General features: G+C 62.7%; 17 protein-coding genes and 1 tRNA gene. 16 read left to right on the forward strand and 2 right to left on the reverse strand.

What is annotated here, in order from left to right; genetic code table 11:
• Positions 1 to 101 precede the first annotated feature (101 nt).
• Positions 102 to 869: an SDR family oxidoreductase gene (locus IVB32_RS17170; RefSeq protein ID WP_018456440.1), complete on the forward strand. Its 768-nt coding sequence runs from the start codon at positions 102 to 104 to the stop codon at positions 867 to 869.
• 165 nt (positions 870 to 1034) lie between these two features.
• Here IVB32_RS17170 and IVB32_RS17175 read toward each other — a convergent pair whose 3' ends face one another.
• Complete coding sequence (locus IVB32_RS17175; protein ID WP_018456441.1) at positions 1035 to 2270, reverse strand: serine hydrolase domain-containing protein; 1236 nt, start codon at positions 2268 to 2270, stop codon at positions 1035 to 1037.
• A gap of 162 nt (positions 2271 to 2432) precedes the next feature.
• On the opposite strand from IVB32_RS17175, the gene IVB32_RS17180 reads away from it, so the two are divergent.
• From IVB32_RS17180 to IVB32_RS17240, 13 genes are all read left to right on the forward strand, one after another.
• Positions 2433 to 2508 (forward strand) — tRNA-Trp (locus tag IVB32_RS17180).
• Between the two features lie 233 nt (positions 2509 to 2741).
• A complete protein-coding gene (locus tag IVB32_RS17185) occupies positions 2742 to 2969 on the forward strand; it encodes a hypothetical protein (RefSeq protein WP_198293367.1) in 228 nt (75 codons plus the stop codon).
• Positions 2970 to 3585: 616 nt separating this feature from the next.
• Positions 3586 to 3777, forward strand: coding sequence for a preprotein translocase subunit SecE (gene secE / locus IVB32_RS17190; protein WP_007602984.1), 192 nt, complete (start codon positions 3586 to 3588; stop codon positions 3775 to 3777).
• Entirely contained in the window at positions 3777 to 4331 is a 555-nt protein-coding gene (nusG, locus tag IVB32_RS17195) for a transcription termination/antitermination protein NusG (RefSeq protein WP_007602985.1), read from the forward strand. Before secE ends, nusG begins: the two co-directional genes overlap by 1 nt.
• Before the next feature lie 130 nt (positions 4332 to 4461).
• The gene (gene rplK, locus IVB32_RS17200) at positions 4462 to 4890 is read left to right on the forward strand and encodes a 50S ribosomal protein L11 (protein WP_018456444.1); all 429 of its coding nucleotides are present in this window, start codon (positions 4462 to 4464) and stop codon (positions 4888 to 4890) included.
• Between the two features lie 6 nt (positions 4891 to 4896).
• The gene (gene rplA, locus IVB32_RS17205; RefSeq protein ID WP_007602988.1) at positions 4897 to 5589 is read left to right on the forward strand and encodes a 50S ribosomal protein L1; all 693 of its coding nucleotides are present in this window, start codon (positions 4897 to 4899) and stop codon (positions 5587 to 5589) included.
• A gap of 90 nt (positions 5590 to 5679) precedes the next feature.
• Positions 5680 to 6627, forward strand: a complete 948-nt coding sequence (locus IVB32_RS17210) for a 2-hydroxyacid dehydrogenase (RefSeq protein WP_018456445.1) — start codon at positions 5680 to 5682, stop codon at positions 6625 to 6627.
• Between the two features lie 577 nt (positions 6628 to 7204).
• Entirely contained in the window at positions 7205 to 7723 is a 519-nt protein-coding gene (gene rplJ, locus IVB32_RS17215) for a 50S ribosomal protein L10 (RefSeq protein ID WP_026233178.1), read from the forward strand.
• Positions 7724 to 7777: 54 nt separating this feature from the next.
• The gene (rplL, locus tag IVB32_RS17220) at positions 7778 to 8155 is read left to right on the forward strand and encodes a 50S ribosomal protein L7/L12 (RefSeq protein ID WP_007602994.1); all 378 of its coding nucleotides are present in this window, start codon (positions 7778 to 7780) and stop codon (positions 8153 to 8155) included.
• A gap of 481 nt (positions 8156 to 8636) precedes the next feature.
• Entirely contained in the window at positions 8637 to 12752 is a 4116-nt protein-coding gene (gene rpoB / locus IVB32_RS17225) for a DNA-directed RNA polymerase subunit beta (RefSeq protein WP_018456447.1), read from the forward strand.
• Positions 12753 to 12878: 126 nt separating this feature from the next.
• A complete protein-coding gene (gene rpoC / locus IVB32_RS17230; protein WP_026233179.1) occupies positions 12879 to 17075 on the forward strand; it encodes a DNA-directed RNA polymerase subunit beta' in 4197 nt (1398 codons plus the stop codon).
• A gap of 191 nt (positions 17076 to 17266) precedes the next feature.
• On the forward strand, positions 17267 to 19327 hold the full coding sequence (locus IVB32_RS17235) for an FAD-dependent oxidoreductase (protein WP_018456449.1): 2061 nt from the start codon (positions 17267 to 17269) through the stop codon (positions 19325 to 19327).
• 132 nt (positions 19328 to 19459) lie between these two features.
• Positions 19460 to 21481 carry an ABC transporter ATP-binding protein gene (locus tag IVB32_RS17240; protein WP_018456450.1) on the forward strand — a complete coding sequence of 674 codons (2022 nt, stop codon included), beginning with the start codon at positions 19460 to 19462 and terminating at the stop codon, positions 21479 to 21481.
• Here the strand turns inward: IVB32_RS17240 and IVB32_RS17245 are convergent.
• The gene (locus IVB32_RS17245; RefSeq protein WP_085351283.1) at positions 21409 to 22647 is read right to left on the reverse strand and encodes an NAD(P)/FAD-dependent oxidoreductase; all 1239 of its coding nucleotides are present in this window, start codon (positions 22645 to 22647) and stop codon (positions 21409 to 21411) included. The two genes, IVB32_RS17240 and IVB32_RS17245, sit on opposite strands and share 73 nt — an antisense overlap.
• A 640-nt stretch (positions 22648 to 23287) precedes the next feature.
• On the opposite strand from IVB32_RS17245, the gene rpsL reads away from it, so the two are divergent.
• Both rpsL and rpsG read left to right on the forward strand, forming a co-directional pair.
• Positions 23288 to 23659, forward strand: a complete 372-nt coding sequence (gene rpsL, locus IVB32_RS17250; RefSeq protein WP_007603006.1) for a 30S ribosomal protein S12 — start codon at positions 23288 to 23290, stop codon at positions 23657 to 23659.
• A gap of 15 nt (positions 23660 to 23674) precedes the next feature.
• Positions 23675 to 24145, forward strand: a complete 471-nt coding sequence (rpsG, locus tag IVB32_RS17255; RefSeq protein ID WP_007603009.1) for a 30S ribosomal protein S7 — start codon at positions 23675 to 23677, stop codon at positions 24143 to 24145.
• Positions 24146 to 24150 lie beyond the last annotated feature (5 nt).

Raw genomic sequence — 24150 nt, forward strand, 5'->3', positions numbered from 1 at the left:
ACCCGCGGGACCGGAAGTCAAGAAGCTCGCCTGAGCAATTGCCCGGTCGCGCGGACGCGGCGTAAGCTTCAAGCAATCAAAACGTACTCTGGGAGAGAAACATGACCTTGTTCGACATGAAGGGGAAAGTCGCCGTCATCACTGGTTCGACGCGCGGCATTGGGCTTGCGATCGCCGAGCGCATGGCCGAGCACGGCGCCAAGGTGGTGATCTCCTCGCGCAAGGCCGACGTTTGCGACCAGGTCGCCAAGAGGATCAACGACAAGTTCGGCAAGGGCACGGCGGTGGCGATCGCCGCCAACATCTCGTCGAAGGAAAATCTGCAGAACCTCATCGACGAGAGCAACCGCGCCTTCGGCAAGATCGACGTGCTGGTCTGCAACGCCGCGTCGAACCCGTATTACGGCCCGCTCGCCGGCATCTCGGACGATCAGTTCAGGAAGATCCTGGACAACAACATCGTCGCCAACAACTGGCTGATCTCGATGGTGGTGCCGCAGATGATCGAGCGCAAGGATGGCTCGATCATCATCGTCTCCTCGATCGGCGGCCTGAAAGGCTCGACCATCCTCGGCGCCTACGCGATCTCGAAAGCCGCCGACATGCAGCTCGCGCGCAATTTGGCCTGCGAATATGGCCCGCACAATATCCGCGTGAACTGCATCGCGCCCGGCCTGATCAAGACCGATTTCGCGAAAGCGTTGTGGGACAATCCGGAGAACCTGAAAGCCTCGACTGCGCGTTCGCCGCTGCTGCGCATCGGCATCCCCGACGAGATCGCGGGCGCCGCGGTGTTCCTGGGCTCGAAGGCCGGCGACTTCATGACCGGCCAGACCATGGTGATCGACGGCGGCGCGACGATCAGTTGAGGCCCCAATAGGTGTCATCGCCCGTGAAGGCGGGCGATCCAGTACTCCGCGGCCTTCGTTGGAGAGCTCGCTCTCGCCACATCCGCCCCGGAGTACTGGATGCCCCGGTCAAGCCGGGGCATGACAGCGAAAATGTGATGCAGCGCCGCGCATAGCGGCGCCGCCTCAATCCACCGCCGCGTACACCAGATCCCGCACCAGCGTACGCGTATGATCGCGCTGCCCCGGGCCCTGGCTCATGAACACGACGAACAGATCCTCCTTCGGATCGATCCAGAAGAACGTCCCCGCGATGCCGCTCCAGAAAAACTGGCCGACGCTGCCGGGGAAGGGCGCGATGCCGGCTTCGCGCCGCACCGCGAACCCGAGGCCGAAACCATGGCCAGGCGACAGCAGCGTGCCGTTGGTCACGACGTTCGGGCCGAGATGATCGGAGGCCATCAGCTCCAGCGTCTTGCGGCCGATGATCCTGTTGCCGTCGAGCGTGCCGCCATTGCGCAGCATCAGCGCGAAGCGGGCATAGTCCATCGTGGTGGAGACGAGGCCGCCGCCGCCGGACTCCATGATGGGCTGCTCGAGCATGTTGAACAGCGCGACCTTGTCGCCGGTCCAGGGATCGGCCGCGAATGGCTCGGCGAGCCTGTTGGCATTGACCTCCGCTGTCGCAAAGCCGGTCTCGGCCATCTGCAAGGGCGTGAGAATGCGCTCGGTGAGGTACGTGCCGAGCGACTTGCCGCTGACGACCTCGATGATGCGCCCGAGGATGTCGGTGGAGCGGCTGTAGTTGAACTCGTCGCCGGGGTGACAGACCAGCGGGAAGCTCGCGACCAGGGCGGCGTGCTCGGCATTGGTGATCTTGCGGCTGCGCACCCGCGAGTCCTGATAGATCTTGTGCACGGGGCCGTCGCCCTGGTGCTCGTAGGTCAGGCCGGAGGTGTGGCGGAGCAGGTCCTGCACCGTCATCGGGCGCTTCGGCGGAACCAGTTCCAGCTTGCCGCCGCTGACCACGCCGACCTTCTGGTTGGCGAACTCCGGGATGAATTTCGCGACGGGGTCGGCAAGGAGCAGGTGGCCGTCCTCGACCAGCGTCATGACGCCGACCGACACGATCGGCTTGGTCATCGAGAAAATGCGGAAGATCGAATCATGCGCCATCGGCGCCGCGCCCGTCGGGCTCTGTTTCCCGAGCGCCTCAAACCATCCGACCTGACCGTGCCGTGCCACCAGCACGGTGACGCCCGGCACGGTTCCCTTGTCGATCTCGCGCTTGAAGGCGTCCGACATGGTCTCGAGGCGAGGGCGCGACAGCCCGAGCGTCTCGGGGCGGGATTCCGGCAGAGGCGGGGTCTTCGCGGCGATCGAGGGGCGAGGGGCGGCTGTCGCGGACGCTTGGGCAGTCATGGGTACTCCCGGTGCTTATTATTGTTCGGAGCGGACTGTGGCCCAGAAGGCGCGGCACAAACAAGCGAAGCCAGCGCGCTTCACCCTTGCAATCCGGCCTTGCAATCCGGCCGCCCCTTGTGCTTCAAAGCGGCCTGATCCGCGCGGCAACGCAGGGTCCCTAGGAGTGTAGCTCAATTGGTAGAGCACCGGTCTCCAAAACCGGGGGTCGCAGGTTCGAGCCCTGCCACTCCTGCCAACCAATCAAACACTTAACTGGGATGTGGGCGATTAGCCGTCGGCTGGATATTGCTGGATGGCGCAGCCCTAGGCGATGATCTGCCGTTTCCAGATCGCCTCCGAAGGGCGATGTCGGCCACGGAATCTGCGCCGGAAGCCACGGCGTCCTCTGCTCCACGATATCGGCGACGAATGCCTCGGCCTGACGCCGAAACGCCCAACCTTGCCGCGAGACAATTCCGTGGGTTGTCCTTGCTGATGGAGAACGACCTCCGCCTCCTGCTCGGCAAAAGGCGGTGGCAATTCGATGGTCAGCGCGCCCAGCTCGAACGCGTTGCTCAGCCCCTCGCGCCAGACGCCTTTGGATCCATTCGCGAGCTGCAGCGCGCAGGCGACGCCGTCGAGTCGAGTGTCACGGTCGCCGCGCCCGAGCTCTCGATGTTGCTTTCGGCGACTGCCGGCGGCGATCCGAGCACGTAGCGCGCGAGGTTGATGATATGGCTGAACACGTGTCGTAGCCGGCTCGCATCGTGCCCGGCAGTTCGGCGGCGGAATTGAAATTCCCGAACGTCGGCAAGACGTCCTGACGTTCGTATTAGTTGAAGAGCTTGTCCTCAGCCATGCCGCGACCCTGCGGCCGACTGGAGGCGGCTATTTCGCCGAGGGCGGAAAGTTCGTTGTGCCGTTGCCGAGCATTTCGACGATCGATCGGGCCGACTGACCTTGAGGGGGTCGCCAAAAGGGGCTGCAGGTGAGGGGCCCCGGTGGTCTCGTTCTGCGAGGAACCGGCTGAGGCGCTGGGACTGCGCTTTGCAGGCGGCAGATAAGCCCTTGATCGGCCTGATCTCTGGTCGTTCGCCCGCGGAGGTCGTTTTGGGCGCGCGGGCCCTCTCTATCTTGACCTTTGGTCCCATCCGAAGTAGATACCGCGCACTCGCAGCCGGCCCGTTAGACGCGGATTTCCGGCGCGGCTTTGAATCCCCGAACAATCGAGCCCGATTTCCGGCTCATCCTTCGACAGAGGGCTGGGCCAACGGCGGCTGTTCGGATCCCTGAAATTCATTTGCGTCTGTCGACGGACGTTGGACATCAAACGATGGCAGTCAGCCCGTTCAAGTTCTTGCAGGAAGTCCGCTCGGAGACCGCCAAGGTCACCTGGCCGACCCGCCGCGAGACCACGATCACCACCATCATGGTGTTCGTGATGGTCGCCGTGGCCTCGATCTTCTTCTTCGCCGCCGACCAGATCATCCGCGTCCTCATCACCTTCCTTCTGGGCATTCACTGATGGCAACAGCAACGGCTCAATTGTCTGACAAGCGCTGGTACATCGTCCACGCCTATTCGAACTTCGAGAAGAAGGTCGCCGAATCGATCCGCGAGCAGGCCAAGCAGCGCGGGCTTGAGGAGTTGTTCGAACTGGTGCTGGTTCCGACCGAGAAGGTCACGGAAGTGCGCCGCGGCCGCAAGATCGACGCCGAGCGCAAGTTCTTCCCGGGCTACGTGCTGGTGAAGATGAAGCTGACCGACGAGGCGTTTCATCTGATCAAGAACACGCCGAAGGTGACCGGCTTCCTCGGCGCGGAAAACAAGCCGATGCCGATCTCGGAAGCCGAGGCCATGCGCATTCTGCACCAGGTGCAGGAGGGCGTGGAACGGCCGAAGGCGTCGGTGTCGTTCGAGATCGGCGAGAACGTGCGCGTGGCCGATGGCCCGTTTGCCTCGTTCTCGGGTGTGGTCGAGGAAATCGACGAGGCGCGCTCGCGCGTGAAGGTCGCGGTGTCGATCTTCGGCCGCGCCACGCCGGTCGAACTGGAATTCGGTCAGGTCGAGAAGGTCTGATCGGGTAGGCGTGAGGCTTCGGTCTCGCGTAACAAGAGGCCGTGGGAGGGAGAGGGCGGTCGCCAGCCGCCTCCGACCCAGACCACGAACCTGAAACCGCCGGCCCAGGCCGGCCCAACAGGAGTGATACATGGCAAAGAAAGTGACCGGATACCTGAAGCTTCAGGTCCCGGCCGGTGCGGCGAATCCTTCGCCCCCGATCGGTCCCGCGCTCGGTCAGCGCGGTCTCAACATCATGGAGTTCTGCAAGGCGTTCAACGCCCAGACCCAGAAGGAAGAGAAAAACACCCCGATTCCCGTCGTGATTACGATCTACGCCGATCGTTCCTTCACGTTCGAGATGAAGACGCCGCCGATGTCCTTCTTCCTCAAGCAGGCTGCCAAGATCCAGTCCGGCTCCAAGGCGCCGGGCCGTGACAAGGCGGGTGCGGTGACCAAAGCGCAGGTGCGCGAGATCGCCGAGAAGAAGATGAAGGATCTCAATTGCGATTCCATCGAAGCGGCCATGAAGATGGTCGAGGGCTCTGCCCGCTCGATGGGTCTGGAAGTGGCAGGGTAAGCGGTCATGGCAATCGGAAAACGTTTGAACAAAGCCCGCGAAGGTATTGATCGCGAAAAGCTTTACCCGCTCGCAGACGCCATCAAGATGGTCAAGGAACGCGCGAAAGCGAAGTTCGACGAGACCATCGAGGTCGCGATCAATCTCGGCGTCGATCCGCGTCACGCCGACCAGATGGTCCGCGGCGTTGTGACCCTGCCGAACGGCACCGGCCGTACGCTCCGCGTCGGCGTGTTCGCCCGCGGCGCCAAGGCCGACGAGGCCAAGGCTGCCGGAGCCGACGTCGTCGGCGCCGAGGACCTGGTCGAGAAGGTGCAGAACGGCACGATCGATTTCGATCGTTGTATTGCGACCCCCGACATGATGCCGCTGGTCGGTCGTCTCGGTAAGGTGCTGGGCCCGCGCGGCCTGATGCCGAACCCGAAGATCGGCACCGTGACCATGGACGTCACCGGCGCCGTGAAGGGCGCCAAGGGCGGCTCGGTCGAGTTCCGCGTCGAGAAGGCCGGCATCCTGCAGGCTGGCGTCGGCAAGGCCTCGTTCACCGAGGAAAAACTGGTCGAAAACATCAAGGCCTTGGCTGACGCTGTCTCCAAGGCCAAGCCGGCCGGTTCCAAGGGCACCTACATCCAGCGCGTTGCGGTGTCCTCGTCGATGGGCCCCGGCGTGAAGGTCGAGCCGGGCACCATTCTCGGCTAAGGTTTGCAAATGACATGAGGCGAGGGGCGGAATTGGGCAACCGATTCCGCCCCTCGTCGTTTGTGACGGCGTTCACCGGAAACAAGAACAATGACTGACAAGGTCCTGATCTACTCGCGCTTTCCCAAGACGATGATGGCGCGCTTCGCCGAGCGGTTCGAACTGCTCGACACCGGCGGCAAGCCGGCGCGGGAGATGTTTTCGGCCGACGCGCTCGGCGATATCCGTGCAGTGCTCACCGCCGGCGGCACGCCGCTGGGCGCGGAGGCGATGGACCTGTTTCCCAAGCTCGGTGCCATCGTCTGCTACGGCACCGGCTATGACGGTGTTGACCTGAAGGCCGCTGCTGCCCGCAATATTGCGGTCGGACATAGCCCGGGTGCCAATGCGGCCTCCGTCGCCGACATCGCGATGACCCTGATGCTCGCGGCGACGCGGCGAATCCTGGTGGCCGACCAGTACGTCCGAAGCGGCGATTGGGCCGCGTCAAAGCCCTCGCCGATGATGCGCCCGCAGGCCGGGATGCCGGGCCGCCGCATCGGGGTCTACGGCATGGGCGAGATCGGCCGCAAGATCGCAGCGCGCTGCGCGTCCTTCGAGAGCGAGATCGGCTATTTCAGCCGCAGCAGGTACGATCTGCCCTATCAATATTTCCCGACCTTGGAGGCGCTGGCCGACTGGTGCAGCGTGCTGATGATCGCGGTCCGGGCAGGAGCCGAGACCCAGCATGCCGTCAGCGCCGATATCCTCAAGCGCCTCGGGGCGGACGGCTATGTCGTCAACATCTCCCGCGGCTCGGTGATCGATGAGAAAGCCCTGGTGCTGGCGCTCACCCAGAAGACCATCGCTGGAGCCGGTCTCGATGTCTATGACAAGGAACCGCACGCTCCTGACGCGCTGACGGCACTGCCCAACGTCGTGTTCTCCCCCCATATTGGCGGCCACACCCTGGAATCGCACGTCGCCATGCAGAACTGCGTGCTGGCGAACCTGACCGCGTTTTTCGAGGGCAAGAAGTTGCCTTACGCGGTCAAATGAGCGGAAACCGGCCCTTTTCGGCCATGGTTAAGCGCGAGCGGCAACGGATTGGAACTGGTGTGAATTTTGCTCTTGGCAAGCAGGCCCCGAGCGGTTAAAGAACCGCTTCCGGACGTGCCGGCCTCGGCTGGCGCGTTCGTGCACGCATTCCGAAAACAAGCGATGGAGATCATTCCTTTTCAGGGCGTCCGTGAGGATTTGCTGGAAAGGGAGGGAAAACCGTCGGGTGTGGGGTGCGGGCAGAGGTCGGGCGGTTCGCCGGCTGACCTTGTCCTGTCCAAGACTGCAGGCGCCCGCGGGGAATTCCGATTTCTCAACGGCTTAATCGCATGGCCTGCATAGACGGGTGAAGACCGGATTTCACTTCGTGGCCACCTTAGGGTCGGTTGCGGAATGGGTTTGGTTCGGACCTCGACACGCCGTGGGCTCTAACGGGCTCTCGGAGGGCAGGCTTTGAATTGTCGTCTTGCCCGGCGTGTCCGATGGGTTTGGCCCTGAGGTTCAGGTTTGGGCGGGACGATGGGTGCAACCCGGCGGTCCCGCTTTCGCGATGACCGCCAACCGGAAAGAGCTTGCTGTGGAACGAGCGGCAAAAAAGGAAGCGGTCGAACAGCTCAATGGGGTCTTCAAGACCACGAGCGTCGCGGTCGTTGCCCAATATTCCGGCCTGACCGTTGCCCAGATGCAGAAGCTGCGCTCGCAGATGAAGCAGGCTGGCGCCTCGGTGAAGGTCTCGAAGAACCGTCTCGCCAAAATTGCTCTTGAAGGCACTGACGTCGTTGCCATCGGCCCCATGCTGAAGGGACCGACCGTGATCGCCACTTCGGACGATCCGGTAGCGGCGCCAAAGGTCGCCGTCGAATTCGCCAAGGCGAACGAAAAGTTCGTCATCATTGGCGGCTCGATGGGAACGACCGTCCTGAATGTCGACGGCGTGAAGGCACTTGCCTCGCTGCCGTCGCTTGACGAACTGCGCGCCAAGATCGTCGGCCTGCTTGTGGCCCCGGCGACCAAGATCGCTCAGCTCGCCAACGCGCCCGCGGGCAAGCTCGCGCGTGTCATTCAGGCTTATGCCTCAAAGAGCGAAGCGGCCTGACGCCCTTCGCAAAACTCAAACCCGAACCAGACTTACATTCAAGGAAACTGAACAATGGCTGACCTGCAGAAGATCGTTGACGACCTCTCGAGCCTCACCGTGCTCGAAGCTGCCGAACTCGCGAAGCTCCTCGAAGAGAAGTGGGGCGTTTCGGCTGCCGCGGCTGTCGCCGTGGCCGGCCCGGCTGGTGGTGGCGCTGCCGCCGCTCCGGCCGAAGAGAAAACCGAGTTCACGGTCGTTCTTGCCGCTGCCGGCGACAAGAAGATCGAGGTCATCAAGGAAGTCCGCGCCATCACCGGCCTGGGCCTGAAGGAAGCAAAGGACCTCGTCGAGGGCGCGCCGAAGCCTGTCAAGGAAGGCGTGAACAAGGACGAAGCCGAGAAGCTCAAGGCCCAGCTCGAGAAGGCTGGCGCGAAGGTCGAGCTCAAGTAAGCAGCGCTTACTGACACGAGATCCCGGTGAGCATCATCGCAACCGGGGTCTCGGTCCGCTCCCTGAAAGGGCGGGCCAGATGCAAAAGGCGTGCGACGGAACGACCCGACGCAGGCCGAACACGAAAAAGTGTGGGGATTTGAGGGTTTGTCCCTCGAATCTGCACTAATGTCGCCCCATATCGGGTCGGCAGCACGAAAGCGCGGTGGGCAGGGATGCCGCATTCCCTGTAAGCCGTTGGGAGAGCAAGCTATTTCGGGCTTTTGCAGTCCGTGAAGAGGTTGGTTGTGACGGGCGGGCGCGCTCCTGCGCCCCGCGCGTCGTTTTGCGTTTTGAAGGTCTGAAGAACAGATTCAGGACATTCCTACCTGAAACTGAGTCTCCGGCCCCCAAGACGGGTTCGAAAAATTCAACCCGGGGAGCGGCGGTCGCCGCGTTCCGGAGGGCGCGCCCAATCGGGCGACGAAAATGAGAGGCCACGATGGCGCAGCAGACATTCACCGGTCGCAAACGCGTTCGCAAGTTCTTCGGACACATCAAGGAAGTCGCCGAGATGCCGAACCTCATCGAGGTTCAGAAGGCGTCCTATGACCAGTTCCTGATGGTCGACGAGCCCCAGGGCGGTCGATCGGACGAGGGCTTGCAGGCGGTGTTCCGCTCGGTGTTCCCGATCTCCGACTTCTCGGGCACCTCGATGCTGGAATTCGTCCGCTACGAGTTCGAGCCGCCGAAATACGACGTCGACGAGTGCCGCCAGCGCGGCATGACCTTCGCGGCCCCCCTCAAGGTGACGCTACGCCTCATCGTGTTCGATATCGACGAGGAAACCGGCGCGAAGTCGGTCAAGGACATCAAGGAGCAGGACGTCTACATGGGCGACATCCCGCTCATGACGATGAACGGCACCTTCATCGTCAACGGCACCGAGCGCGTCATCGTCTCGCAGATGCACCGTTCGCCGGGCGTGTTCTTCGACCACGACAAGGGCAAGACCCATTCGTCGGGCAAGCTGCTGTTCGCCGCTCGCGTGATCCCATATCGCGGCTCCTGGCTCGACATCGAGTTCGACGCCAAGGACATCGTCTATGCGCGTATCGACCGTCGCCGCAAGCTTCCGGTGACGTCGCTGATGTTCGCGCTTGGTCTCGACGGCGAGGCGATCCTCAGCACCTTCTACAAGAAGATCCAGTACAAGCGGATCAAGGAAGGCTGGCGCGTTCCGTTCGACGCCAATCGTTTCCGCGGCTACTCGACCATCAACGACCTGATCGACGCCGATACCGGCAAGGTCGTGCTCGAAGCCGGCAAGAAGCTCACCGTGCGCGGTGCGCGTCAGATGCAGGAGAAGGGGCTGAAGGCGCTGCGCCTCTCGGATGCTGAGCTCGTCGGCAACTACATCGCCGAGGACCTCGTCAATCCCAAGACCGGCGAGATCCACGCGGAAGCCGGTGAAGAGATCACCGACAAGTCGATCAAGGTTCTCAACGAGCACGGCTACAAGGAGCTGCCGCTGCTCGACATCGACCACGTCAATGTCGGCGCCTACATCCGCAACACCCTCGCGGCCGACAAGAACATGACGCGCGAGGACGCGCTGTTCGACATCTACCGCGTGATGCGTCCCGGCGAGCCGCCGACGCTGGATTCGGCGCAGGCAATGTTCCAGTCACTGTTCTTCGACGCCGAGCGCTACGACCTCTCGGCGGTCGGTCGCGTCAAGATGAACATGCGCCTCGACCTCGATGCGCCCGACACCCAACGCACGCTCCGCAAGGAAGACATCCTCTCCGTCATCAAGACGCTGGTGGATTTGCGCGACGGCAAGGGCGAGATCGACGACATCGACCATCTCGGCAACCGCCGTGTGCGTTCGGTCGGCGAGCTCATGGAGAACCAGTACCGCATCGGCTTGCTCCGCATGGAGCGCGCGATCAAGGAGCGCATGTCTTCGGTCGACATCGACACGGTCATGCCGCAGGACCTGATCAACGCCAAGCCGGCGGCCGCCGCCGTGCGCGAGTTCTTCGGCTCCTCGCAGCTCTCGCAGTTCATGGACCAGACCAACCCGCTGTCGGAGATCACCCACAAGCGCCGCCTGTCGGCACTTGGACCGGGCGGTCTGACCCGCGAGCGCGCCGGCTTCGAGGTCCGCGACGTGCATCCGACGCATTACGGCCGCATCTGCCCGATCGAGACGCCGGAAGGTCCGAACATCGGCCTGATCAACTCGCTCGCGACCTTCGCGCGCGTGAACAAGTACGGCTTCGTCGAGACGCCTTACCGCAAGGTCAAGGACGGCCGCGTCACCGACGAGGTCGTGTACCTCTCGGCGATGGAAGAGGGCCGCTACACGGTCGCGCAGGCCAACGTGCCGCTCGATCCGAAGGGCCGCTTCACCGAAGATCTCGTGGTCTGCCGTCACGCCGGCGAAGTCTTGCCGGTCACCCCGGACAAGGTCGACTACATGGACGTGTCGCCGAAGCAGCTCGTTTCGGTCGCGGCCGCGCTGATCCCGTTCCTCGAGAACGACGACGCCAACCGCGCGCTGATGGGCTCGAACATGCAGCGCCAGGCGGTGCCGCTGGTTCGCGCCGAAGCGCCGTTCGTCGGCACCGGCATGGAAGGCGTGGTTGCGCGTGACTCGGGTGCTGCGATCGCGGCGCGCCGTTCGGGCGTGATCGACCAGATCGACGCCACCCGCGTCGTGATCCGCGCCACGGAAGATCTCGATCCGACCAAGTCGGGCGTCGATATCTACCGGCTGATGAAGTACCAGCGCTCCAACCAGTCGACCTGCATCAACCAGCGTCCGCTGGTGAAGGTCGGCGACATTGTCAAGAAGGGCGACATCATCGCCGACGGTCCGTCGACCGATCTCGGCGAGCTCGCGCTCGGCCGGAACGTGCTCGTCGCGTTCATGCCGTGGAACGGCTACAACTTCGAAGACTCGATCCTGCTCTCCGAGCGGATCGTGAAGGAAGACGTGTTTACCTCAATTCATATCGAAGAATTCGAGGTAATGGCCCGCGACACCAAGCTCGGACCCGAGGAAATCACCCGCGACATTCCGAACGTCTCGGAAGAAGCGCTGAAGAACCTCGACGAAGCCGGCATCGTGTACATCGGCGCGGAAGTACGCGCCGGTGACATCCTGGTCGGCAAGATCACGCCGAAGGGCGAAAGCCCGATGACGCCGGAAGAAAAGCTCCTGCGCGCCATCTTCGGCGAGAAGGCTTCCGACGTCCGCGACACCTCGCTGCGCGTTCCTCCGGGCGTGCAGGGCACCATCGTCGAAGTGCGCGTGTTCAACCGGCACGGCGTCGACAAGGACGAGCGTGCGCTGGCGATCGAGCGGGAAGAGATCGAGCGTCTGGCCAAGGACCGCGACGACGAGCAGGCGATCCTGGACCGCAACGTCTACAACCGTCTTGCCGAGCTGCTCGAAGGACGGCAGGGCATCGCCGGTCCGAAGGGCTTCAAGAAGGACACCAAGATCACCCGTGCGGTGCTCGAGGAGTACCCGAAGTCGCAGTGGTGGCTGTTCGCTTCGCCGAACGACAAGCTGATGGCCGAGATCGAGGCCATGCGGAAGCAGTACGACGAGTCGAAGAAGGGGCTGGAACAGCGCTTCCTCGACAAGGTCGAAAAGCTTCAGCGCGGTGACGAATTGCCGCCCGGCGTGATGAAGATGGTCAAGGTCTTCGTCGCGGTGAAGCGCAAGATCCAGCCCGGCGACAAGATGGCCGGCCGCCACGGCAACAAGGGCGTGGTGTCGAAGATCGTGCCGATCGAGGACATGCCGTTCCTCGAAGACGGTACGCATGCCGACATCGTGCTCAATCCGCTCGGCGTGCCATCGCGCATGAACGTCGGACAGATCCTCGAGACCCATCTCGGCTGGGCCTGTGCCGGCCTCGGCAAGCGTATCGGCCAGACGGTCGATGCCTATTTGTCGAAGCAGGACATCCGGCCGCTGAAGGAAACCTTGAAGAAGGTCTACGGCGAGGACGAGACGATCAAGTCGCTCAACGACAACGAGTTGATCGAGCTCGGCCACAATCTGAGCCGCGGCGTTCCGATCGCGACGCCGGTGTTCGACGGCGCCAAGGAAGCCGACATCGAGGAGATGCTGAAGCTTGCCGGTCTGGACGCTTCGGGCCAGTCGACCGTCTATGACGGCCGCACCGGCGACGCCTTCGACCGCAAGGTGACGGTGGGCTACATCTACATGCTCAAGCTGCACCATCTCGTCGACGACAAGATCCACGCGCGTTCGATCGGTCCGTACTCGCTCGTTACCCAGCAGCCGCTGGGCGGCAAGGCGCAGTTCGGCGGTCAGCGCTTCGGCGAAATGGAAGTGTGGGCGCTCGAGGCTTACGGCGCGGCGTACACGCTCCAGGAGATGCTGACCGTGAAGTCGGACGACGTCGCCGGCCGTACCAAGGTGTACGAGGCGATCGTGCGTGGCGACGACACCTTCGAGGCCGGTATTCCGGAATCGTTCAACGTGCTGGTCAAGGAAATGCGCTCGCTCGGCCTCAACGTCGACTTGCACAATTCCAAGGTCGGACCGGGGACGGCGGAAGCGGCCGAGTAATACGACCCTCATGCCCGGCCTGAATGGCCGGGCATCGGCGCCCAGTCCTCGAATCGAGGGCAGGGCGCCCCGCATAGTGATTTTCGAATTTGCTGCCGGAGGCGACCGGCACGCGAGGAGAAGACGATGAACCAAGAAATTATGAATCTCTTTAATCCGACGACGCCGGCTCAGGTCTTCGACCAGATCCGGATCTCGATCGCGAGCCCCGAGAAGATTCTGTCCTGGTCGTACGGCGAGATCAAGAAGCCGGAAACCATCAACTACCGTACCTTCAAGCCCGAGCGCGATGGCCTGTTCTGCGCCCGCATCTTCGGGCCGATCAAGGACTACGAGTGCTTGTGCGGCAAGTACAAGCGCATGAAGTACAAGGGCATCATCTGCGAGAAGTGCTCGGTCGAGGTCACGCTGTCGCGCGTCCGGCGCGAGCGCATGGGCCATATCGAGCTCGCAGCCCCCGTCGCCCACATCTGGTTCCTGAAGTCGCTGCCTTCGCGCATCGGCCTCCTGCTCGACATGACGTTGAAGGATCTCGAGCGGATCCTCTATTTCGAATATTACGTCGTGCTCGAGCCGGGCCTCACCGCGCTGAAGGACCGTCAGCTCTTGTCGGAAGACGAGTATCTGAAGGCGCAGGACGAATACGGCCAGGATTCCTTTACCGCCATGATCGGCGCGGAAGCGATCCGCGAGCTGCTCAAGGGCATGGACCTCGAGAAGCTCGAGCTGACCTTGCGTGCGGAGATGCAGGAGACCGACTCCGACATCAAGCACAAGAAGCTCGCCAAGCGCCTGAAGATCGTGGAAGCGTTCCGCCACTCCGGCAACAAGCCGGAATGGATGATCATGACGGTGGTTCCGGTGATTCCGCCGGACCTGCGTCCGCTGGTGCCGCTGGATGGCGGCCGCTTCGCGACCTCGGACCTCAACGATCTCTACCGCCGCGTCATCAACCGCAACAACCGCCTGAAGCGGCTGATGGAGCTGCGCGCGCCGGACATCATCATCCGCAACGAGAAGCGCATGCTTCAGGAGGCCGTCGACGCGCTGTTCGACAACGGCCGCCGCGGCCGCGTCATCACCGGTGCCAACAAGCGTCCGCTGAAGTCGCTCGCCGACATGCTCAAGGGCAAGCAGGGCCGGTTCCGTCAGAACCTGCTCGGCAAGCGCGTCGACTATTCGGGCCGTTCGGTGATCGTGGTCGGTCCCGAGCTGCGCCTGCATCAGTGCGGTCTGCCGAAGAAGATGGCCCTCGAACTGTTCAAGCCGTTCATCTACTCGCGGCTTGACGCCAAGGGCCTGTCAACCACCGTGAAGCAGGCCAAGAAGCTGGTCGAGAAGGAGCGGCCCGAGGTCTGGGACATCCTGGACGAGGTCATCCGCGAGCATCCCGTGCTGCTCAACCGCGCACCGACGCTGCATCGCCTCGGCATCCAGGCGTTCGAGCCCGTGCTGATCGAGGGCAAGGCGATCCAGCTCCACCCGCTGGTCTGCGCCGCGTTCAACGCCGACTTCGACGGCGACCAGATGGCCGTGCACGTTCCGCTGTCGCTGGAAGCGCAGCTGGAAGCGCGCGTCCTGATGATGTCTACCAACAACATCCTGCATCCGGCGAACGGCCAGCCGATCATCGTGCCGTCGCAGGACATCGTGCTCGGTCTCTACTACGTCTCCATCATGCGCGAAGGCCTGCCCGGCGAGGGCAAGATCTTCGGCGAGATGGCGGAGCTCGAGCACGCGTTGCACGCGAAGGTCATCCACCTCCACACCAAGATCAAGTACCGGTGGGAAGGCATCGACGAGACCGGCAAGATCTCCAGGCGCTGGATCGAGACCACCGCCGGCCGCGTCATGCTGGGCAATTTGCTGCCGAAGAACCCGCGCGTTCCGTACGAGATCATCAACAAGCTGATGACCAAGCGCGAGATCTCCGGCGTCATCGACCAGGTCTACCGCCACTGCGGCCAGAAGGAGACGGTGATCTTCTGCGACCGCATCATGGCGCTCGGCTTCTACAACGCGTTCAAGGCCGGCATCTCGTTCGGCAAGGACGACATGGTCGTGCCGCACTCCAAGTGGAAGATCGTCGACGCTACCCGTACGCTGGCGAAGGATTTCGAGCAGCAGTACAACGACGGTCTGATTACCCATGGCGAGAAGTACAACAAGGTCGTCGACGCCTGGTCGAAGGCCACGGAAGAAATCGCCAAGGCGATGATGAAGGAGATCTCCTCGACCAAGAAGACGGCGAGTGGGGCGGATGCCGACATCAACTCGATCTACATGATGGCTCACTCCGGTGCCCGCGGTTCGCCGGCCCAGATGCGCCAGCTCGCCGGCATGCGCGGCCTGATGGCCAAGCCGTCGGGCGAGATCATCGAGACGCCGATCATCTCGAACTTCAAGGAAGGCCTCTCGGTGCTCGAGTACTTCAACTCGACCCACGGCGCCCGCAAGGGCCTCGCGGACACCGCGTTGAAGACCGCGAACTCCGGCTATCTGACCCGTCGTCTCGTCGACGTCGCGCAGGATTGCATCATCACGCAGGACGATTGCGGCACCAAGCTCGGCATCAAGATGCGCGCCATCGTCGATGCCGGCACCGTGGTCGCTTCGCTCGGCTCGCGCATCCTCGGACGCACGGCCTGCGAAGACGTGCGTGACAGCACGGGCAAGGTGATCTTCAAGCGCGGTACGCTGATGGAAGAGAGCCATCTGGATGCCATCCATCAGGGCGGCGTCCAAGAGGTAAAGATCCGCTCGGCGCTGACCTGCGAGCTCGTCAACGGCATCTGCGGCAAGTGCTACGGCCGCGATCTCGCTCGCGGCACGCCGGTCAACCACGGCGAAGCGGTCGGGGTCATCGCGGCCCAGTCGATCGGCGAGCCGGGCACCCAGCTCACCATGCGCACCTTCCACATCGGCGGTGCGGCGCAGCTGAACGAGCAATCTTTCGTCGAATCAAACTTCGACGGCAAGATCGTGATCAGGAACAAGGCCATCGCCCGCAATAGCGAAGGCCACCTGGTCGCGATGGTTCGCAACATGGTGATCGCGATCGTCGATGCCGACGGCACCGAGCGTGCGACGCACCGTATTCAGTACGGTTCGCGCCTGCACGTCGACGAGGGCGACATGGTCAAGCGTGGCCAGCGTATCGTGGAATGGGATCCCTACACCCGTCCGCTCCTCACCGAGGTCGAAGGTACTATCGGCTTCGAGGATCTGGTCGAGGGACAGTCGATCTCGGAAACGCTCGACGAGGCCACCGGTATTGCCAAGCGCGTGGTCATCGACTGGCGCTCGATGCGCGGCGGCGGGGACCTGCGTCCCGCCATCGTGATCAAGGGCAAGGACGGCAAGGTGCTCAAGCTCGCCCGTGGCGGCGATGCCCGCTACATGCTGTCGGTCGATGCCATTCTGTCGGTCGATGTCGGCGCCAAGGTCCAGGCGGGCGACATTCTCGCCCGTGTCTCGACCGAAAGCGCCAAGACGCGCGACATCACCGGCGGTCTGCCGCGGGTGGCGGAACTGTTCGAGGCTCGGCGTCCGAAGGATGCGGCGATCATCGCCGAAATCGCGGGCACCATCCGGTTTGGGCGCGACTATAAGAACAAGCGTCGCATCTCGATCGAGCCGATGGACAAGACCGAAGAGGCGCGCGAGTACCTGATCCCGAAGGGCAAGCACATCCACCTTCAGGACGGCGACGTCGTCGAAAAGGGCGACTTCATCGTGGAAGGCAATCCGGCGCCGCACGACATTTTGGCGGTCAAGGGCATCGAGGAACTCGCGGCCTATCTGGTCAACGAGATCCAGGAGGTCTATCGGCTCCAGGGCGTGCTCATCAACGATAAGCACATCGAGGTGATCGTCCGTCAGATGCTCCAGAAGGTGGAAGTCACCGACCAGGGCGACACGGACATGATCTCGGGCGAGCAGATCGACAAGATCGAGTTCGACCAGATCAACGCGAAGGCCAAGGAAGAGGGCAAGAAGATCGCCACGGGGACGCCGGTTCTGCTCGGCATCACCAAGGCGAGCCTTCAGACCCGCTCCTTCTTCTCGGCGGCCTCGTTCCAGGAGACCACCCGCGTCCTCACGGAAGCGGCGGTCAACGGCAAGGTCGATCCGCTCGAAGGCCTCAAGGAGAACGTCATCGTCGGCCGGCTGATTCCGGCAGGCACCGGCGCCTCCATGGCGAAGATCCGCGAAGTCGCGGTGAAGCGCGACAAGATGATCCTCGACGAGCGCGAGAAGCAGGCGGCCGTCGTGCCGCCGGCGCCGGAAGTGGAGCCGATGGCGCTGCCACCTGCGGAATGATCGTTCATCCGTAGGAATACCGAGGACACTGAAAAGGCCGGCGAAAGCCGGCCTTTTTGCTGCTTTGTTTCCCTGTTGCGGTGCAGGATCAACCTTTGTTCATCTTTCCTTCAGGCGCAAAAGCGCTTCTGCTAGGAGAGCTTAGACCGGTGGTCCCGTGAAGGGGGCGGGCCGGAGACCACGGAATTCTCATGCTTGATCTCGCAATCGTAGGCGGCGGCCCCGGCGGGCTGATGAGCGCTTGGTATCTGAAGCGCAAGCTTGGCGACCTCTGCCGCGTCACCATCTACGAGGCATCCGACCGGCTCGGCGGCAAGATCGTCACGCGCAAATTCGATTCCGCGCCCGCGATGTACGAGGCCGGCGTTGCCGAGATCTACGACTACTCGATGACCGGGCCGGATCCGTTGCGCGAGTTGATCCAGCATTTCGGCCTGCAGACCATTCCGATGGATGCCGAGCAGGTGCAGTTCGGCGGTGAGCTCCTCAACGACGTCGCGGGCATGCGCCGCAAATACGGTGCCAAGACCGCAGCCGCAATCGAGGCGTTCCGTAAGCGCTGCGCCGAGGCGATGACGCCGATCGAGTACTACGAGGGTGTCGGCGCGCACGACAACGAGAATCCCTGGGCCTACAAGACCGCCGAACAGGTGCTCGACGAGGAGGTCGAGGACGAGACCGCAAAGCGATTCTTCAAGGTGATGGCGCGCTCGGACCTCGCGACCGAGAGCCACAACACCAACGGGCTCAACGCGCTCAAGAACTACCTGATGGATGTCGACGGCTATATCGGCCTCTATTCCATCCAGAACGGCAACGAGCAGCTCATCGAGTGCCTCCAGTCGGAGGTCAATGCCGACATCCAGCTCAATCACCGAATCCTCACGGTCGGCAAGGCGCCGACCGGCCGCTATCAACTCAAGATGATGAACGGCAAGGGGCCGGAGACGCGCGACTTCGACCTTGTGCTGGTCTGTCTGCCGCATTCCTGGCTTGGGACCGTCGGCTGGGAAGGCGAACAGCTCCGCAAGTCGATGGTCAAGCACGTCGCGTACTTCGACCGTCCTGCGCACTATTTGCGTGTCTCGATCCTGTTCGACACGCCGTTCTGGGGCGACAAGATCGCCGGCGCCTGGTTCATGTCGGAAGCCTTTGGCGGTTGCTGCGTCTATAACGAGGGCGCCCGCCATGATGTGGGCAAGCACGGCGTGCTGAACTGGCTGATTCCGGGCTCCGATGCGCTGGCCTTTGCGAATCTCTCCGACCGGGAGCTGATCGATGCCGCGCTGAAATCGCTTCCGGCATCGCTCGGCGATGCACGCGCGCATTTCATGGAAGGCAAGATCCACCGCTGGCTGTCCTCGGTGAACGCGATTCCGGGCGGCTTGCCCGTGCGCGACGTCATGACCAACCACCGGCCCGAGCCGAAGGAACATCCCGGAATCGTGGTGGTCGGCGACTATCTGTTCGACTCGACGCTGAACGGCCTGCTCGATTCCTCGGACGCGGCGACCGACATCATCTTGACCGAGATGATGCGCTTGCGCCGCGAGCGTTCGCAGGACGACAAGCCGCTCTCGGACAAGATCGATCGTGCCTATTTTGACAATTATCGCGGCCAGGGCCCCTACAGCGAGGTGTGGCAACACTTCACGGATCCCGACTATCTCACAAAACTGATCGGCATCGTCTGGGGCAAGGCCAAAGGCACGAAGCTCTTGATCGCGGGCTCGGCCAGCGGCGAGCTTGTCGGCGCGCTACGTGATCGCGGCATCGATGCCTTCGGTATCGAGAACAACCGCACCATTCACGCCAGAACGCCGAAGGCGCTGAGGAAGTACAACAAGCTCGGTTCGATCACCGACATGCCGTTCAAGGACGGTGCGTTCGACTTCGTGTTCGAGACCAGCCTCTGCCATGTTTCCCCGAAGCAGGTGGTCCGTGCGATCAGGGAGCTGAACCGTGTGGTCAAGACCGGGCTCGTGTTCGGCTCGATCACCTCGGACATGGCGCCGGCACTGATCGACCGCTACGACCTTCTGCGCGGCGTCAAGAAGCTCGGCACCTGGTGGGAATGGTCCGAACTGTTCTTCGGCAACGGCTTCGAACTGTCGATGCACCGCAAGGACTGCACGGACGCGCTCTGGGAGACGACGCTCGCCGCCAACAAGGGACCGGGCCAGTGGTACGCCGACGCCGATTCCTTGCGCTATTCCTTTTTCGACAAGGTCGAGGATGAGGAAGACGACTAGCCGCCTGAAGCGGGCGCCTTCGCCAATTGTTTTGCCGAATTCATCTTGATCGCATAGAATCGATGCAGTAGCGGTTGGCGCTATTTCCTGCTTTCTCTGCGGTCATGCCGGCCGTCAGCATCGGTTGGTTTCATGGCGTCCAAGCCCCTCCCGCCCGACAAACAGAAGCTCGCCGCGGAAGAGGCGGCCGAGCTCGACGACAAGCTTGTCCCTACCGCCAAGCCGGACCTTGAAGACGACGAGGACGATGAAGACGAGGAGGATGGCGGGCTGGAGCTCGATGACGACGATGAGGACGAGGACCTCGTCGTCTTTACCGCGCGCGAGGCCGCCGGCGCGCTCGCGACCATCCTGGGTTTCGTCAAACCCTTCCTGTTCAACTACAAGCAGATGCTGTCCTTCGTGGCGTTCGGCGTCTTCGTCGAGACGCTCTTCAACGTCATCATGCCGCTCAGCCTGAAGTACCTGATCGACGACGCGCTCGGCGAGGAGGATTTTCAGGCGCTGTACAAGATCCTCGGCGTGCTCGCGGTCGCGGGCATATTCACCTCGATCGTCGCGGTCTGGTACGAGCGCTGGGATGCGCGGCTCGCGGCGTGCATCATTTCCGACGTCCGCAAACGGCTGTTCGAGCACGTCCAGGACCTGCCGGCGGCCTATTTCGGCCGCACCAAGCGCGGCGAGATCCTGTCGCGCTTCTCAGTCGACCTCGCGGCCTTCGAGGGTTCGGTCAAGACCTTCGCCAACAGCGCGGCATTGCCGTTCCTGGAGCTGATCGCGGGCATCATCCTGATGGTGTTCCTGAACTGGCAGCTCGCGGCGGTTGCGCTGCTGGTGTTCCCGATCACGCTGATCGGTCCCCGCATGCTGACGCCGAAGGCTGTCCAGGCGAATTACGAGCAGAAGCTCAATGAATCTGCGCTGCTCGGCATGGTGCAGGAGAACGTGGCGGCGCAGGCCGTGATCAAGGCGTTCAGCCTGCAACGCCGGATGTTCGGCTTCTTCAAATTCCGCAACGACGAGACGCGAAACAGGATGGCCTCGGCGGCGTTCCTGTCGACCATGGTGGAGCGGACGGTCACCATCTCGGTGCTGCTCTTGCATCTCGTCGTGCTCGCGATCGGCGCATATCTGGCGACGAAGGGGCAGATTACCATCGGCACCTTCGTCACCTTCGAGAGTGCGTTCTGGGAGGTGTCCTACAACATCGCCCATGTGATGCATTTCATCCCCGTGTCGATCTCCGCGGCAGCCGCGATCCGTCATATGCAGGAGTTGCTCGACGAGCCCACGCGCAGCGCCGATCGTGCCGGCGCGCCCGATCTGCCCCGCATCACCAACGACATCACCTTCGACCACGTGACGTTCCAGTACGAAGGCAGCCAGACGCCAGTGCTGGACAATCTCAGCCTCAAGCTCAATGTCGGCAAGCGCATTGCCATCGTCGGTCCGTCCGGCTCCGGCAAGAGCACGCTGCTGAATCTGATCCTGCGGCTCTATGTGCCGGACGAGGGGCGCGTCACCATCGACGGCGTCGACGTCCGCAAGGTGACGCTGGACTCCCTGCGCCGGAGCATGGCGGTGGTGTTCCAGGAGAATATGCTGTTCAACATGTCGATCCGGGAGAACATTCGGCTCGGCAAGGAGGGCGCGACCGATGAGGAGGTGGAGGAGGCGGCCAAGAAAGCCGAGATCCACCGTTACATCATGAGCCTGCCGCAACGATACGACACGCCGGTGGGCGAGCGCGGCGATACCTTGTCGGGCGGCCAGCGCCAGCGCATCGCGATCGCGCGCGCGGTCATCCGTAATCCTTCCGTGCTGCTGCTCGACGAAGCCACTTCGGCGCTCGACCAGACCACGGAAGCTGCGATCAACCGCACGCTGCTGAAGGTCGCCAAGGGCCGCACCATGATCTGGTCAACCCACCGCCTGACCTCGGTGGTCGAGATGGACGAGATCATCGTGATTTCAGGGGGCAGGGCGATCGAGCGCGGCTCACATGCCGAGCTGCTCGCCAAGAACGGCACCTATCGCAAGCTGTGGAACGACCAGATCCACCAACCGCATGGCGCGCCGGCTCACGTCGACGAGGACAGCGACGAAGACGACGAGGATGAAGACGACCTCGACGAGGACGATGAGGAGGAGTGACCGAGGAAGTTCGGCTCCAGATCGAAGGCTGCTCCAAGCGGCCGCAATAGTCCCTGAACCGACCAGGCAATGAAGCGTGCCCAGCGCTGCGCCGTCCAATAAGGGCTTGTCGCAATGGAGACTGAGCGGAAATCGAAGGCCTTCGCGGCCGACCAATCGTCGCACTCCCGCTTGACCGGGTCTGCGTAGAAGGCGGCGATCTTGCTTGTATCCATCCCGTCGGAGGCCAGCCACTGCGGGATATAGACGTTGCAGAGCCGCTCGACGTCGGTGAAGACCTTGTCGCACCCGGTGCCGGCGGCCGGGCAGGAGGTCGAGAAGGCATCGCCCACCAGCACGAGACCCGGCTGGCCGCTGGCATCGTTCACATAGAGATCGACCGGACGGATTTTCAGCTCACTGGGAATGTCGAATGGTCCGGTGATGTGCTTGAGCCGTGGCAGCGCAGCGTTCAACGTCTCGGCCGGCGCGCGGCGCAGCTCACGCAGCCAGGGATCGTCGAAGCTGCGATAGACGAACAGATTGGCGCGCATCCGCGTCCCGATCGGAAAAAGCGTGAGGTAGGGGATGCGGTCGCTCGGCCGTTCCGAGAAATAGGTCAGCGCAGGGAAGTCGAACGAGTCCCGTCCCGCGGGCACCACGTCGAACCCGATCGAAATCGAATGGCAGGCACTGACGACTTTTCGGGCGATTCCCAGCTGGTGGCGCAGGCCGACATTGAGTCCGTTGGCGAGCACGACCAGCCGGGCGGAGACCATCGCGTCGTTGGAGAGAGTGACCTTCTGCCGCTCCGCACTCGTCTCGACCGAGACAGCCTTGGCGCAGATGCGCTCGACGCCGGCAGGAATTTCGTCGCGGACAGCGTTGACGAGGGAATCGTAGAGGATGTTGAACTGCCGGCTCGGCGCCTTGTCGAGAAGGCGGCCGAAGCGCGCGATCCAGTTCTCACCCACAAAGGTCGCGCGGTGCAACACCGATTCGGCGATTCCCGTCTGCAGGAATCGCCCAACCTGCACGTGACCGCTGAGTTTTTCGACCCGAAAGTCCGCCGAATAGCTCTCATGCGGATCGATCAGGATGGTCGAAATGCCGCTACGGCCGAGCATCGCGGCGGCGGTCGAGCCGGACAATCCCCCGCCGATAATGGCAATGTCGGTGTACCGCATGGCGCTAATCTCTGCCCAAGGCGGCACATTGGCGCTCCAACAGGAAAGAAAGCCTTAGCCAATGGTTATAAAAGTATATTTAACCCGGGTATAAATAGGTTTCGAGGTGGCGCGACGCGCTCTTCGTTTCCATCTCACGAAGGCGCAGCGAGCGGCCCAAGAAGCGATTTCGGCAGGTGCGGGAAGCGCTTCTGACTGACGTTTCGCCTTGACTTGACCGACTCCCACTTATAGAACCCCCTCACTTAACGACAGGCGGTGAGCATCGCCAACGTCGGAACGGGCCACCTGTTTGATCCCCTGGGATCACCAAGACAGGCACCAACCTCGACGAATGCCGCTCAAACGCTGTCGATCATAGCTAGGCAATGCCAGTGCGATTTTAGTTCTCTTGAGCATGTTCTCTCGAGATCGAATTCGGATGCATGACCTCGGTGCGCGGGCCGCAGCTTCAAGCTGACCGGTTCAACTACTGCGGTCCTCTGTGGCGTCGAAGCGCTTTCCGCCCGTTGACGGGTGGTTGGCGCGATTTCGCTTTGTGCGGATTGTTCCGCGGAAGGCGGCCTCGTCGGGCGGGTAGCTCGAAAGAATTTGCGGACCCGGTGACGGGCCGCGGCAGAACACAAAGGGTAATGCCAGGATGCCGACGATCAACCAGCTGATCGCTCAACCGCGGGAAGTGCAGAAGTCGCGCAAGAAGGTGCCGGCGCTGCAGCAGTCGCCGCAGAAGCGCGGTGTTTGCACACGCGTTTACACCACGACCCCGAAAAAGCCGAACTCGGCGCTTCGTAAGGTTGCCAAGGTGCGCCTGACCAACGGCTTCGAGGTGATCGGCTACATCCCCGGTGAGGGCCATAACCTCCAGGAGCACTCGGTGGTCATGATCCGCGGCGGTCGCGTCAAGGACTTGCCCGGCGTGCGCTACCACATCCTCCGCGGCGTTCTGGATACCCAGGGCGTCAAGAACCGTAAGCAGCGCCGTTCGAAGTACGGCGCCAAGCGTCCGAAGTAAGCGGGAACCAGGTCCATGTCTCGTCGCCATTCTGCCGAAAAGCGCGAAGTCCTTCCCGATCCGAAGTTCGGGAATATCATCGTCACGAAGTTCATGAATTCGGTAATGTACGCCGGAAAGAAGTCGGTCGCCGAAGGCATCGTCTACGGCGCGTTCGGCCTCATTGAAAGCAAGACAAAGCAGAACCCGCTCGGCGTGTTCGAGCAGGCGCTCGAGAACGTCATGCCGACGATTGAAGTGCGCTCCCGCCGCGTCGGTGGCGCGACCTATCAGGTTCCGGTCGAAGTTCGCTCGGTGCGCCGTCAGGCGCTGGGCATTCGCTGGCTGATCTCGGCTGCGCGCGATCGCAACGAGAAGACGATGACCGAGCGGCTCTCTGCGGAGCTCCTGGATGCGTCGAACAACCGGGGTAACGCCGTCAAGAAGCGCGAAGACGTGCACCGGATGGCGGAAGCCAACCGCGCCTTCTCGCACTATCGCTGGTAACGGCG

The organism is Bradyrhizobium sp. 23 (genome assembly GCF_023073295.1).
GTDB lineage: Bacteria > Pseudomonadota > Alphaproteobacteria > Rhizobiales > Xanthobacteraceae > Bradyrhizobium > Bradyrhizobium canariense_D.